This is a genomic window from Nonomuraea gerenzanensis (genome assembly GCF_020215645.1).
GTDB classification, from domain to species: Bacteria; Actinomycetota; Actinomycetes; order Streptosporangiales; family Streptosporangiaceae; genus Nonomuraea; species Nonomuraea gerenzanensis.
This window is the reverse complement of the sequence record NZ_CP084058.1, coordinates 4,910,767-4,923,270: the sequence shown is the minus strand read 5'-3', so window position 1 is coordinate 4,923,270 and position 12,504 is coordinate 4,910,767. Positions and strand designations below refer to the sequence as shown.

The following is a 12,504-nucleotide window of genomic DNA, read 5'->3' as shown; positions in this document are numbered from 1 at the left end:
CAGCGTCATGCCGGAGGCCGCGAGGTCACGTACTCGGGCGCGGCGTACGGGGTCGGCAGGGCTGACCGTCGCGAGGCCCGGGACGGTGCCCGCCGTCTCCCGCAGGGGCACCGGTTCTGGCACCCGGTCACAGCAGCCGACGGGCGCGCGGTTACGTACCGCGGGGTTGTTCGCGCGCAGAAGGGACTGGGCACGCTCAGCTGGAACCCGCGCAATTACGGACGTATCGATTGGGTATTTATGGGCATCATCGCGCTGGGGATTCCGGGGTTCGTGTTCGACCGGGTGCTGCGCATCGTGGCGGCCCGCGTCCTGCGCCGTTATGGGGTGAAGCTTTGAGTGGTGTGCCGAGGTCCTCGCGGGCGCTCGTCCTGGAGCGGTTCGGCGAGCTGCCCCGCCTGGTGTCGCGGCCGGTCCCGGACCGCCCGCCGGGTCACACCCTGGTCCGGGTACGGGCGGCGCAGATCAGCCATCTCGACCTCAACATCGTGGACGGGCAGTTCGGCATCCTCCCGGAGCTGCCCGCGGTGCCCGGCACCGAGGCGGCCGGAGTCGTGGTGGCCTCCGACGTCCACCCGGAGGGGATGGAGGTGCGGATCCGGGGCGGCGGCGTCGGGCTGAAACGCGACGGCGGCTGGGCCGAGCACGCGCTCGTCCGGGACGAGGTCGTCGTGCCCGTACCGCCCGGCACCGATCCGGCGCTGGCCTGCTGCTTCTTCTCCCCCGCCGGGACGGCGCAGGCCGCGGTGCACCGGGTCGCGGCGATCCAGCCGGGCGAGCGGGTCGCGGTGACGGGCGCGGCCGGCGCGGTCGGGGCGCTGACCGTGCAGCTCGCCGCCCGGGCCGGCGCCAAGGTGTTCGGCGTCGTCGGCCGCCGGGCCAAACTGGGCAGCGTGCCGCCGCCCGCCAAGCCGCTGCTGGTGTCCGAGCTGACCGCGGACGCCGTGGGCGCCCCGCTCGACGCGGTCATCGACACGGTGGGCGGCCCAGTGCTGGCCACGGCGCTCGGGCTGGTGCGAGGCAGGGGCCGGGTCGCCCTGGTCGGTTACACGGCGGGCCGCGAGCTTCGGCTGGACCTCGCGGACTTCCTGCTCGCGGACGTCTCGTTGCTGCCGGTCAACCTCATGACCCGCGGCGAGGAGGTCATGGCGGACGCCGACCGGCTGCTGACCGAGCTGAACGCCGGCGAGCTGACCCTGCCGATCGAACGGTATCCGCTGGACCGGCTGGACGAGGCGGCCGGGCGGCTGCGCAGCGGCGAGGCCGTCGGCAAGGTGGTGCTCGAGTTCGACTGACGCCGCTCCCGCACATCGAGCTCGGCCAGGGCAGCCCGAAGAGCTTCCTGCACGGCGGCGGGCCCGGCTGCACCGGCTGGTCCGGCTTCGGGCAGGTGGCGCCGCTGTTCGCCCGGGACCGCCGGGTCCTGCTGGTCGGCATCCTCCAAGTCCGACCCTGGCCATCACGGGCAGCCAGCCGGTCTGGGCGCGCGCGAGGAGTGACGTCCGCCACCTGGCGGCGCTACTGATCCGCGTGACGGTGGCCATCACCGACAAGGCACAGGCCCGCCGCAGGCCTGGAGTCACGCATGCGGTGCGAGGGCCGCCGCCCGGCCCTGCCCCCGCGTGGTGCCCCCGCGTGGTGCCGGAGCGCATCCGGCGGCGCTCGCTCGTACGGCCATGACGTGGCCTGCCGGGTGCCATCACTCCGCCCGTACACGGTCAGCGTTGGACAAGAGGTCGCATACCTCGTCGATGGCGCGGTAACTGACACCATGCGTCCCACCGGGAAGCCCGAGCAACCCATGCCGCCGTACCCGAAAGCAGCCGCGGCGCTCAAGCACCCCGCATGACGTCATGAGCACGCCGGCGGCCAAGCCTGCGGCGACAGCAAGGCTGCCGCCGCGACATCGCGCTTGTGACGCAGCGCGATGGGACAGCCGACGGCGCTCAGAGCGTCCGGAGAGGGGACGCACGGCACCATGAAGATCAACAGGCCGGGCCGGCTGTATCCGCAGTCGCTCCGCGCCCGCTTCGCCCTCGCCGCGGGAGCGCTGTCCCTGGTCGTCCTCACAGTGGTCGGCGCCCTGGCAGCGTACGGCGTCCGGAACAGGGTCGCGGCGGACATCTCCGAGCAGATCCATGTGGCCGTCGTCGACTGGGTCAGCAGGATGCGTCCCGGCTATCTTCCGCCGCCGAGCCCGGCCAAGCCGAGCGCGCGGGCCCGCTATCTGCAACTCGTCGACTCCCGCGGGCGGGTGGTGGCCGCCAACGCCGACGCGGCAGGAAAGGCGCCGCTGAGCACGGTCAGGCCGGCACCCGGTCGGGGCCTGCAGGACAGTACCGTCTGCCCGTCCTGGAGCGAGGGCGAATGCCTGCTGGTCACCGCCCTGCGGCTCGACCCCCGGATGCCGGACGCGCCGCTGCCGGACGAGGTGCACTTCGTCTACGCGGGCACGGTGCAGCCCGTCATCGTGACCAAGTACTACCTGGAGGCCGGGTTCGGCGCCGCGGTGCTGATCGGGTCGCTGGTGGCCGCATGGGGCACCTGGATGGTGGTCGGCCGGACCCTGCGCCCGGTGCAGGCGATCAGCACGAAGATGCGCGAGGCCACGGCGAGGGATCTGAGCATCAGGGTTCCGACACCGCCGCACGAGGACGAGATCGCCGAGTTCGCGCACGCCTCCAACGCCTACCTCGATCGGCTGGAGAAGACGGTGACCGCCTACCGCCGCTTCGCCTCCATGGTCTCGCACGAGCTGAGGTCACCGGTCACCGCGCTGCGCACCCAGGCGGAGGAGGCGCTCATGTACCCCCGGGAGGTGGACACGCACGCCGCCCTGCGGAACACGCTGCGCAGCGCCGAACGCCTTGAGGCGATCATCGATGACCTGCTGGCCTACACCCGGGTCACGCACGCCACGTGTGAGGCGTACCAGCCGCTCAACCTGATCGCTCTGGCCAGGGACGAGATGTCCGCGCTGCCACGCGACGGCATCCCGATCAGGCTGCGAGCGGTCGGCGATCCCACCGTCCGCGGCTCGCGCGTGCAACTGGCCCGCGTGCTGAACAATCTGCTGGCCAACGCGCGACGGCACGCTCGTACTCATGTCGAGGTGACCGTCGAGCAGGACGGCCGGCAGGCCGTGGTGACCGTGCAGGACGATGGCGCGGGCATCGCCGCCGAAGACCGAGAGCGCATCTTCCAGCCCTTCGTCCGGCTGACGGAGGGTCTGCGCCTGGATCCCGGCGGCAGCGGGCTCGGCCTGGCCATCAGCAGGGAGACGTGCCAGGCTCATGGCGGGTCATTGTCCGTCGAAGACTGTCCGAGCGGCGCACGGTTCGTCGTCCGCCTGCCGCTGGCAGCGCCCGCTTGAGCACCCACGGTGCCCGGGGCCGCGGCTGGCAGCGCCCGCTTGACACCCACGGTGCCCCCCGGGTCCAGGTCCCCACGGGCCGCAGGCCGCGGCAACAGGCGGGGATCAGCGGTGCGGCGAACCCGGCCGGAGCTCTTGGCGAGGTGTTGGCCTCGTTCATGCCGTCATCAGAGCGGTGCGTGCACCTCCCGCTACGGCCCATGTGCTCGACTGACCCCATGAACGCTTGGCACGATTGGCCGATCACCAAGCGCGTCACCCTGTTCGCCGGGGCGATGGCGGCGCTGCTGTCCGCCATGCTGGCCGCCGCGGTGATGCTGGCGATCCATCGCTACGCCACGGAAGACCGGATGAGCGAGATCGCCGCGGACGGTGGCCGCGTGGCGTACGAGGTCGAGCACGACGAGGTACGCACGCCTCTGGTGGAGCATGCCGACCGCAACGTGCAGATCGTGGACGCCACGGGCACCGTGGTCGCCTCGACACCGCAACTGCGGGGCCGGCCGCCGATGGCCGGCTTCACCCCCATCCCCCGGACCGTGTCCACCGGTGTCGTCTGCGGCGGGCTGTTCGCGGGCCAGGGCTGCCATATCGTCGTCGCGCAGTCGGCCTACCGGCAGGGACAGGACTGGATCGTCTACAGCTCCGGCCCCACGGTCCCGCCGTATGTCACCCCGTGGCTGGCCGCGACCGTACTCGGCGTCGCGGTGTTCATGGCCGTGGCGATCACCACGCTCGGTCATCGCATCGTCACCACCGCCTTGCGGCCGGTGACCGCCATCCGCGCGGAGCTCGACACGATCAGCGAGACCTCCGACCGCCGGGTCCCGCTCCCGCCGAGCCACGACGAGATCTACGACCTGGCCGGCAGCGTGAACCGAACCCTGGCCCGGCTGCAGGCCGCGATGGGCCAGCAGCGCCACTTCACCTCCAACGCCTCGCACGAGCTGCGCACCCCGATCGCGGCGATCCGCGCGGAGGTAGAAGACGCCCTGTACGCGCCCGAGGACACCACCGTGCCGAGGCTGAGCCGCACCGTTCTGGCAAGTCTCGACCGCATCGAGGCGATCGTGGGGGATCTGCTGGACATCGCCCGGATGGAGGCGGACCAGCCGCTCCAGCGCGAGCCGATCGACCTGGCCGCGTTCGTGACCGCGCAGTGCGGCGACCGCCGTGACACGCCCCTGGACATCTCCTGCGACCTGGAGCCCGGTGCGGTGGTGAGCGCTGGTTTTGCATACGCGCCGCCCGCGGGCTGCCGCGGCACCTCAACGGAGGGGGCCACCAGGTGCGCGACCTGGTGCACGTGAATGACATCGGGACCGGCATCGGCACCACCATCGCGGAAGTCGTCCGCTTGGGATCTGCGCGCCTTCCGCGCCCTGGCCGACGAGCGCGGGCTGCTGCTGATCGAGGACGCCGCTCACGCCCTGCGGGCCTGCCGCGACGGGCTGCGCGCCGGCGCGGTTGGTGACCTGGCCGCCTTCAGCTTCTACGCCAACAAGGTCGTGACCACGGGGGAAGGCGGCATGTTGCTGGGCCGCGGAGACCTCCTCCACAGGGCCCGACTGCTGGGCCGACACGGCATCGACTCCTCGGTGTGGCGGCGTCACAGCGGACGCCGCACCGTCGACTACGAGGTCACCATGCCGGGTCTGAAGTACGTCATGTCCGATCTGGCCGCCGCCATCGGTCTGGCGCAATGGCGCAAGCTCTCCGCCTTCACCGAGCGCCGCGCCAAGATCGCGGCCCTCTACACCGTCGCCTTCGCGGGACTGCCCGGCCTGGCCACACCGGCCGTCCTGCCCGGCGTCGAGCCCGGATGGTTCCTGTACTCCGTCTTCATCGACCCCGCGCACGCCCCTCTCACTCGCGATGCCACGGCCGAGCGCCTACTCGCCGAACACAAGATCGCGACCAGCCAGCATTTCCACCCCGTACACACCCTGCAGGCCTACTCCGGCAGCGCCAGGTGTCCACTGCCGGTCACCGAGACCGTCGCCGCCCGGCAGCTATCGCTGCCGTGCTACCCCGCCATGTCCGATGACCAGGTCAGGCAGGTGATCACCGATGTGCGGGGGTGTTCACGAGTCTGGTTGACCTGGGTTTCCGGACGGCCATAAAGATCGCTTCCCGGCCGGCGGATGATCGCTTCCCAGGTTTCAAGCGGGAATGATCGTGCCGAAATGCCAACCCGGGGACGCGCCATCGGTGTGGCCGTAGGAGATGACCGCCATCCGTGACGCGTCGGTAACCGGGTGTCCGGGCGGAAGCGATTCGCCCGCCAGTGCCAAAGACGGAAGCGAGCCGGCCATCCAATCGATGTGCACCGCTCCGTTGTCCCCGAGTTGCAGATGCGGTGTGAGATCAATGTTGGCCACTAGTTCGCCTTGCTCGAACATCGCCACTTCGACCGATCCGCAGTCGCCGTCTCCGTCTCCGTCCCGGAGGACTGCTTTGAGGCGAGCAGCAAGATGATGATCGCAGGCCCAGCGCAGGACATCGAGATCACCGGTGACGACGGTGTCCGTCACGACGTCACCGTGCAGCGGATCGGCATTATATGTGATCTCCAGCAAGTACCAGCTGTACCTGCCATGGGTGGGCCGGTCGTGATCCCTTTCTCCAGGCGTCTCTTCGGGCCAGCGGATCTCGGTGCGCAACGCCTGAAACCGCCTCGACCATTCCACGGCCTCTGGATGCTGCTGCCATCGCAGGGCGGTGGCGAGTAACCCCACGGCGAGGGAATCGCCCGGATCGATCGAGACTGCCTGCCGTGCTGCTGTGACCATCTCCTCCAACAGCCGACGTCCTTCAAGGTCGGAGTCCGGCAGCGGAGGCTGGTGGATCGAGTGCTCGATGAGGTGGGAAGTCCAGTCCGCCTCACGGACCGCCAGCAAGCCGACTGCGGCCGACGCATTCGTCGGATCAGCCCGCAACACGTGTTCCAGCAGCCGTACGGCCTCGTTGTGTCGCGCTTGGATTGCCGTCGCCCAGATCTCCTCGGGTTCCTCCTCTTCGTCGCCGACCTCGTCGACCCAGTCGCCGTCGTATGGGTCACAGGCTCGCATTTCGCGCAGTTGCCAGAGCAACAGCGCAGCCAGCAGTGTCGCGGTGCCGCCATCGTCGGGGTCCAGTCCCCGCGCCTGTCGGAGAAGGGACTCGGCCGGTGATCGCTGTGCGGAACGAGGGTCATCGAAGAGGTCGATGGTGTTCCATTCGGGGGCGAAGCTGTGTAGCCATCCCAGTTGCGCGGCAGCTGTCGCGTGACCGGCCTCGGCGGCCATACGCAGCAGCGTGCAATGTTCGTCGATGCGTCCTTCGCGCTTGAGATGTTCAGCCCTGTTCATGATGGTTCGGAGGTTCTGATCCTGTGGCATGCCAGGATAGTAATGATCGACTTCGGATCAAGTGACGAGAACGACCTCGTCGCCGACCCCATCAGTCGCCTCGGCGAAAATCACCGGTTCATCGACTGCAGCAGGCGCGCCTTCCGCTGATGTGCGCTCGCCTTCCAGCCGGACGTCCGGCTTCAGGATTGGAACTGGCCCCGTCCCGGCGTTTCTACTGGGCTTCGGCCGGATCACGCCGGCGGAGCGGACTGCGCTCTCCCCAAGGCGGCGCGCAGGGAGTGGTTGCCGAGCCATCCGGCGGGTCTGTAGTCGCCCAGGGGCAGTTGTGCAGGGCGAGAGTAGGACCGATTGCAGAGGTGTCTCAGGATGGACGTCGGCGCGGCGGCATATGCCGGGTCGATCCGGCGGGTCACCTCGGTCCAGAGCCTGCGTGCGACTTCGGCCCCGTACTGCTGGTACAACGTGTAGGCGCGATCGCGCACGAGAACCCCGGTGAGGAGCACTCCCAGCCACGCGAGTTCCGCGGCCGGGATGGGGCGTCCGGCCTGGACGTGCTCGTGGCACTTGTGAACGTGTTCGACTCCTTCCGCGAACCAGTAGCGGTCGTCGAAGCCTCGCGTGTTGAGCTTGGCTTCGGCCCGGGCCCGGGCCCGGGCTTCGGCGGTGGCCGCGTTCATGATCTCGCGATCCCGCCCTTGCCCGGAGGCCAGGGTCTGCCGGAGGACTTGTTGGTCGGGCAGGGCGACCAAACCGGCCAGGACCGCGTGGGCCGCGGCAGGATTGCTGCCGGTGTCGCACGAGGTGCCGGTGGGTGAGCAACAGGCGGGGTTCGAGCAGAGGTAGGACCAGTAGCGGCCGTTCTCACACCGGATCATGTCGATGATGTCGATGCCTTGTTCGGTGAGTTTCCGCGAGAAGGCGTTCATGTACGGAGTGATGCGCTCCCCCGGTCCGTAGCCGATGAGAGCGACGCGAGCAGACGCGTGACGGATCAGCAACTGGACGGCTTGGCTGATGAGCTCATCCGGGGCGGGCGCCTGTTCGGGCAGGCCATAGCGGCTGATGGCGGTGACGATGTCGTGGTTGACCGTGACGAGCAGGAGGCCGTCGTGCGGGTGGTAGCCGATGAGGTACGGCACCATCGCGATGAGGTCGGCGGGGCCTTGGAGCCGGATCGTCGTTACGGACCATTCGGGCTGGTCGGGGATGTGCTGCATGGGTCCTCCTCATGGGCTGAGTGAAGCGGCTGGAGGTGGCGCCGCCGCTGCTGCAGGGGCGGCGACGGGGGTCAGTGGCGTGTGGCGTCGCGGTCGTCGTCGGTGAAGCCTTGTTCGCCGTGGGAGGTCACGCGTCCGAGTCGGGTGAGCGCTTCTTGCGTGCGGTCGGTGCTGAACTGCAGCGTGTTGTCCCGGGCGATGCCGAAGTTCGCGGCCTTGGTGAAGGCGTTGGGGGTGGCGTCGAGGTAGTGGAACTTCCAGCCTTGGGAGGTCTGCTCGTCGATGAGGTGGCGGATCTCGGTGCGGGAGCGCCATCTGATGGAGGCGTTCTCGTGGCCATCGGTGAGGATGACCACGATGATCTCGCTGGGTCGTTCCCCTTCGGGCATCGCCTCGAGGTGGTCCTTCAGGCGGGTGATGGTCATGCCGATGGCATCGAGCAGAGCGGTCTTGCCTCCGGGCAGCAGGGCGAAGTCCGGGATGTCCTGCAAGGGCTGGTATTCGTAGGCCACCTCGTAGCGGTGGTCGAACAAGTACAGCGAGATGAGGGTTTCGGCGGGGTTGGTCTGCTGGGCGGCCAGGAAGGCCTTCAGGCCGCCTTCGGCGTCGTCCTTGATGCGGTTCATGGAGCCGGATCGGTCGAGGATGACGGCGAGGTGGCGGCGGTTCGGGTGGGGCATGGTCGTTCCTTTCATGGCAGGTGGCGTTCAGGCGGCTTGGGAGGGTGCTGGGGGGCTGTCGTCGGCCAGGAGGGCGGTCATGCGAGCCAGTTGGGCGCGTTGTTCGGCGAGTTCGCGCTGGCGGTCGGCGATGAGCGCTTCGAGTTCGGCGATGGTGGCGTGCTTGCGATCCAGCCCGATGCGTTGCAGGAGGGTGCGGGCGGCGGCGTGGCGGAGCTGATCCGCGTCGGGCCGCTGCGACCAGTAGGTGGCCAGGGCGGCGATCACGGTGGCGATGCGCCGGGCGATGGGGGCGGGGACGCGGGCTCTGCGGTGGGAGCTAGTGGCGTCGCGGTGGTAGATCCGGATGCGGGCATCACGTGCGGTTCGCGTGTCGATGGTGGTGGAGTCGGCCAGCCGGATGGTGCCGTCGATGAGGGGGCGGTGGGGCCGGTAGGTGCCGGTGTGTGCTCCGGCGGGGAGTTCGTCGCCGTAGTGGATGTGCAGGCGGGTGGTTGCAGGGTCGGGGTTGTCGCCGTCGAAGGCCGGTTCCAGGAGGAAGACGCCGGTGACGAAGGTGCTGCGTGCCAGGCAGCGCAGTGTGCCGGCAGCCGGGTTGGGGTGGGCCTGGAGGCGCAGGTCGCCGTAGGGCGCGATGGACAACGTGAGGGTCTCGGCCCGGACGGGAGCCGGTCCGGTGTGGGGCAAGGCGGCCTCCCTTCGGAGAGGGTGGTGCCGGGGCAGGACCGGCGCTCCGGGGAAAGGAAGCGCCGGCCCTGGCTCAAGGGGCTGAAGCCGGCGGAAGCTGCGCGGCGGCTTCAGCACGGCTCAGGCGGCCTTGGACCTCGGCGTACGGGATGCGTGCGGTGGCGCGAGAGGGCCGGCCGGAGCGGTCGACGTTCTCGCTGCGGCGCAGGATCCGGTGGCCGACCCCGAGGGGCCGGTCGGGACGGTCAGGCTCTTGGCGCCATGCGCGAGCACCTGGTCACCTTCAACGCCGCTGCCCTGATGCACCTGCCCGCGGCGAGGAAACCCAAGGGCCTGGTGTGGACCAAGGCCCGGGTCGAGGCGTTCGACCGGGCCTTCGCCAAGCGCCTCGAGGCGGTGCGCGCCGACCCCGAGCTCCGTCGTCGCCGGACCATCACGGTGTGGGCCTGCGCTGACCTGCGTCCCTCTCCCGTCATGGTGTGGACTCCGGCTCAGCTCGGCGCGTTCCTCGATCATGCCGTCACCGACCGGCTGTACGCGCTGTTCCACCTGATCGCTTTCCGCGGGCTGCGCCGCGGCGAGGCATGCGGTGCGCGCTGGAGCGACCTCGACACCGACGAAGGCACGCTGTCGGTGACCACGCAGCTCACGGTCGTCAACGGACAGGTCGAAGAGGGCGCCCCGCAGACCGAGTCCTCCGACAACCTGGTCGCCCTCGATCAGGCCACCCTCGACGTGCTGCGCATGCACCGTACGCGGCAACGCGCGGACAGGCGGCTATGGGGCCCGGCCTGGCGGGGCAGCGGACGTATCTTCACCAAGCCGGACGGCACGCCGTTGCACCCTGACGTGGTCAGTAAGCGTTTCGAGAAGCTCTGCTTCGCCGCCGGGCTGCCGCCGATCCGGCTGCACGACTTGCGCCACGGCGCGGCAACGCTCTCGCTCGCCGCGGGCAGCGACATGAAGATCATCTCGGCGATGCTGCGGCACTCCAGCCTCGTCGTGACCTCCGATCTCTACACCGCTGTGCTGCCGGAGGTGGCACACGCCGCGGCGGAGGCCAGCGCCGCCCTGGTGCCCCGGACGGCTCCCCCGGGAGAAGACTGTCCGCGACCCGCGGTCTCCCTTCGGTCTCCCCGCTCCCCCTACCCCCGCACCATCCCACTTGCCAGAGGAGAAACAGGAGGTCAGCGACATGGCCAGCGCCTGCGGAGCAGAATTCGGCTGCGGGAACGGGGGATCGCCGATCCCCCGACAACCGCTCTCTGCACCGGCGCCGCCGGACACGCCAATCTCGAAGCATGAACATCTCCGGAAACACCGTCTTCATCCCCGGCGCCACCAGCGGCATCGGCCTCGCCCTCGCGCTCGCCCTCCAGGCCAAGGGCAACACCGTCGTCATCGGCGGCCGCCGCACGGAGCTGCTCGAGCGGATCGCCGCCGAGCACCCCGGCATCGACACCGTACAGATCGACACGACGGACGCGGCGAGCATCGACGCCGCCGCCAAGCAGGTGCTGGCCCGGCATCCCGGGCTCAACGTGCTGGTCACGATGGCCGGGATCATGCGGGTCGAGGACTGGCGGCGGCCCGAGTCGTTCCTGGCCTCCGCCGAGGAGGTGGTGACGACCAACGTGCTGGGGCCGATCCGGCTCATCGCGGCCTTCGTCGAGCAGCTGCAGGCGCAGCCGGACGCCACGATCGTCACCGTCTCCTCGGGGCTGGCGTTCGCGCCGCTGAAGGTGACGCCGAGTTACAACGCCTCCAAGGCCGCGATCCACATGCTCAGCGAGTCGCTGCGGCTGCAGCTGGCCGGTACCAGTGTGAAGGTCATGGAGCTGGAGCCGCCGTCCGTCCGGACGGCGTTGCTGCCCGGGCAGGAGAGCAGCGAGTTCGCGATGCCGCTGGAGGAGTTCGTGTCGGAGGTCGTCACGCTGCTGGAGAGCCAGCCGGAGGCGAAGGAGATTCAGGTCGAGCGGGTGAAGTTCCTGCGTTACGGGGAGGCTCGGGGTGACTACGACGAGGTCGTGGCGACGCTGAACGCCGCGGACCCGCACGGGAAGTGACAAGGACGGGCGTCCTGCCGGCGGCACGGCCCTGTGGCGCGGGCCGGCCCGCCCGCGACGCGCTAGAGGGCGAGTGCGGCCATGAACGCCATGCTGGCCGCCATCCCGGCCGAGCACGCGTCCCGGCCGAGCGAGCCGCGGTCCGCGTTGCGGCCCGGCAGGACGCGGACGAGCCGGGCGCACGTCCAGCCCAGCCCGATGACCAGCGCCGCCGCGGCCAGCGACCCGCCGTCATGCGCGTGACCCGGCGGGCCGGCGTCGAGCCCCGGCCCGCCGAGCGCCGCCAGCACCAGCAGGACGGACATGAGCACGAAGTCCTGGAGGTGGTGACCCAGCTCGGCGCGGCGGGCGGGTGAGCCGCACAGCCAGCCGCCGGTCAGCAGCGCGAGCACCGCGACGACGAGGAAGAAGCCGTTCAGGTGCCCGGCCGCCATGCCGAACGCCATGACGACGTACGGCCACTTCCTGTCCGCGCGGCCGGAGGGCAGGAGTGCGGGGGCGAGGGCCAGCGCGCAGCCGACCGTTGCCGCCGCCGTGTGCAGGAGGGTCTGCATCAGGCGGTCAGCCCGCGACCAGGTGCCGGCGAGCCGAGGGCCGCCCGCGCGACGTCCACGCTGAACTCCTTGCTGTCGCCATGGTGGTCACACCTCTTGGACAGCACAGCCACACCCGGCCGTGACGCCTTCCCGCTCTCAGGGCCCGGCTCCGTTCGGGTGCCCGTCAGGACGGCCGCGCGACTCCGTTCGTCCGGTGATCGCGCATCGCGGCGGCGGCGTGCTGGGCGTCGGGGTGGATGTGCAGCGCCAGCCACACCCCCGTGATCTGCAGGACGCGCGCGGGCACGTCCTGCACGCCCGCCAGCCGCAGCAGCCCGCCCTGCCGGCGTACGGCGGCGTTGAGCCGCAGCAGCACGTGCAGGCCGCGGCTGTCCATGAAGGTCAGCTCGTTCAGGTCGAGGATCAGGCCGGGGCCGGGGCCGCGGTGCCGGTCGGCGTAGGACTCCAGCTGATCGGCGTTGGTGGAGTCGAGCTCACCGGTCACGGTGATCAGCACTCCCCCGGGCAGCTCGCGGCTGCTCAGGCTCAGGGCCGGCATGGTGTCCCGGCGACCTGTGGTTGCCGTGCCGGG

Annotated in this window: 12 protein-coding genes; 6 read left to right on the top strand and 6 right to left on the bottom strand. The window is 70.2% G+C overall.

The window, feature by feature from the left end:
- Positions 1-344 precede the first annotated feature (344 nt).
- From LCN96_RS23190 to LCN96_RS23175, 4 genes are all read left to right on the top strand, one after another.
- A complete protein-coding gene (locus LCN96_RS23190) occupies positions 345-1,295 on the top strand; it encodes a quinone oxidoreductase family protein (protein WP_225276039.1) in 951 nt (316 codons plus the stop codon).
- Positions 1,296-1,978: 683 nt separating this feature from the next.
- A complete protein-coding gene (locus LCN96_RS23185; protein ID WP_225274971.1) occupies positions 1,979-3,373 on the top strand; it encodes a sensor histidine kinase in 1,395 nt (464 codons plus the stop codon).
- Positions 3,374-3,591: 218 nt separating this feature from the next.
- Positions 3,592-4,683, top strand: coding sequence for a histidine kinase dimerization/phospho-acceptor domain-containing protein (locus tag LCN96_RS23180; protein ID WP_225274970.1), 1,092 nt, complete (start codon positions 3,592-3,594; stop codon positions 4,681-4,683).
- A complete protein-coding gene (locus LCN96_RS23175; protein WP_225274969.1) occupies positions 4,684-5,496 on the top strand; it encodes a DegT/DnrJ/EryC1/StrS family aminotransferase in 813 nt (270 codons plus the stop codon).
- Positions 5,497-5,535: 39 nt separating this feature from the next.
- On the opposite strand, the gene LCN96_RS23170 is transcribed toward LCN96_RS23175, so the two are convergent.
- From LCN96_RS23170 to LCN96_RS23155, 4 genes are all read right to left on the bottom strand, one after another.
- Positions 5,536-6,753, bottom strand: coding sequence for a hypothetical protein (locus tag LCN96_RS23170; protein WP_225274968.1), 1,218 nt, complete (start codon positions 6,751-6,753; stop codon positions 5,536-5,538).
- A 203-nt stretch (positions 6,754-6,956) separates the two neighbouring features.
- A complete protein-coding gene (locus LCN96_RS23165) occupies positions 6,957-7,943 on the bottom strand; it encodes a DUF4192 domain-containing protein (RefSeq protein WP_225274967.1) in 987 nt (328 codons plus the stop codon).
- Positions 7,944-8,014: 71 nt separating this feature from the next.
- Entirely contained in the window at positions 8,015-8,623 is a 609-nt protein-coding gene (locus tag LCN96_RS23160; protein WP_225274966.1) for a vWA domain-containing protein, read from the bottom strand.
- 27 nt (positions 8,624-8,650) lie between these two features.
- Entirely contained in the window at positions 8,651-9,310 is a 660-nt protein-coding gene (locus LCN96_RS23155) for a hypothetical protein (RefSeq protein WP_225274965.1), read from the bottom strand.
- A 261-nt stretch (positions 9,311-9,571) separates the two neighbouring features.
- Here LCN96_RS23155 and LCN96_RS23150 point away from each other — a divergent pair, with 261 nt between their 5' ends.
- Positions 9,572-10,615 carry a site-specific integrase gene (locus LCN96_RS23150; protein WP_225274964.1) on the top strand — a complete coding sequence of 348 codons (1,044 nt, stop codon included), beginning with the start codon at positions 9,572-9,574 and terminating at the stop codon, positions 10,613-10,615.
- Positions 10,612-11,376 carry an SDR family oxidoreductase gene (locus LCN96_RS23145; protein ID WP_225274963.1) on the top strand — a complete coding sequence of 255 codons (765 nt, stop codon included), beginning with the start codon at positions 10,612-10,614 and terminating at the stop codon, positions 11,374-11,376. Before LCN96_RS23150 ends, LCN96_RS23145 begins: the two co-directional genes overlap by 4 nt.
- A gap of 62 nt (positions 11,377-11,438) precedes the next feature.
- On the opposite strand, the gene LCN96_RS23140 is transcribed toward LCN96_RS23145, so the two are convergent.
- Positions 11,439-11,930 carry a hypothetical protein gene (locus tag LCN96_RS23140; RefSeq protein ID WP_225274962.1) on the bottom strand — a complete coding sequence of 164 codons (492 nt, stop codon included), beginning with the start codon at positions 11,928-11,930 and terminating at the stop codon, positions 11,439-11,441.
- Positions 11,931-12,096: 166 nt separating this feature from the next.
- Complete coding sequence (locus tag LCN96_RS23135; protein WP_225274961.1) at positions 12,097-12,471, bottom strand: STAS domain-containing protein; 375 nt, start codon at positions 12,469-12,471, stop codon at positions 12,097-12,099.
- Between the last annotated feature and the right edge of the window lie 33 nt (positions 12,472-12,504).

Bases quoted from the DNA above. Each gene is read 5' to 3' on its own strand.
- LCN96_RS23140 (WP_225274962.1), bottom strand. From the start codon at position 11,930: ATGCAGACCCTCCTGCACACGGCGGCGGCAACGGTCGGCTGCGCGCTG.
- LCN96_RS23185 (WP_225274971.1), top strand. From the start codon at position 1,979: ATGAAGATCAACAGGCCGGGCCGGCTGTATCCGCAGTCGCTCCGCGCC.
- LCN96_RS23180 (WP_225274970.1), top strand. From the start codon at position 3,592: ATGAACGCTTGGCACGATTGGCCGATCACCAAGCGCGTCACCCTGTTC.
- LCN96_RS23175 (WP_225274969.1), top strand. From the start codon at position 4,684: ATGACATCGGGACCGGCATCGGCACCACCATCGCGGAAGTCGTCCGCT.
- LCN96_RS23135 (WP_225274961.1), bottom strand. From the start codon at position 12,471: ATGCCGGCCCTGAGCCTGAGCAGCCGCGAGCTGCCCGGGGGAGTGCTG.
- LCN96_RS23150 (WP_225274964.1), top strand. From the start codon at position 9,572: ATGCGCGAGCACCTGGTCACCTTCAACGCCGCTGCCCTGATGCACCTG.
- LCN96_RS23170 (WP_225274968.1), bottom strand. From the start codon at position 6,753: ATGCCACAGGATCAGAACCTCCGAACCATCATGAACAGGGCTGAACAT.
- LCN96_RS23145 (WP_225274963.1), top strand. From the start codon at position 10,612: ATGAACATCTCCGGAAACACCGTCTTCATCCCCGGCGCCACCAGCGGC.
- LCN96_RS23160 (WP_225274966.1), bottom strand. From the start codon at position 8,623: ATGCCCCACCCGAACCGCCGCCACCTCGCCGTCATCCTCGACCGATCC.
- LCN96_RS23165 (WP_225274967.1), bottom strand. From the start codon at position 7,943: ATGCAGCACATCCCCGACCAGCCCGAATGGTCCGTAACGACGATCCGG.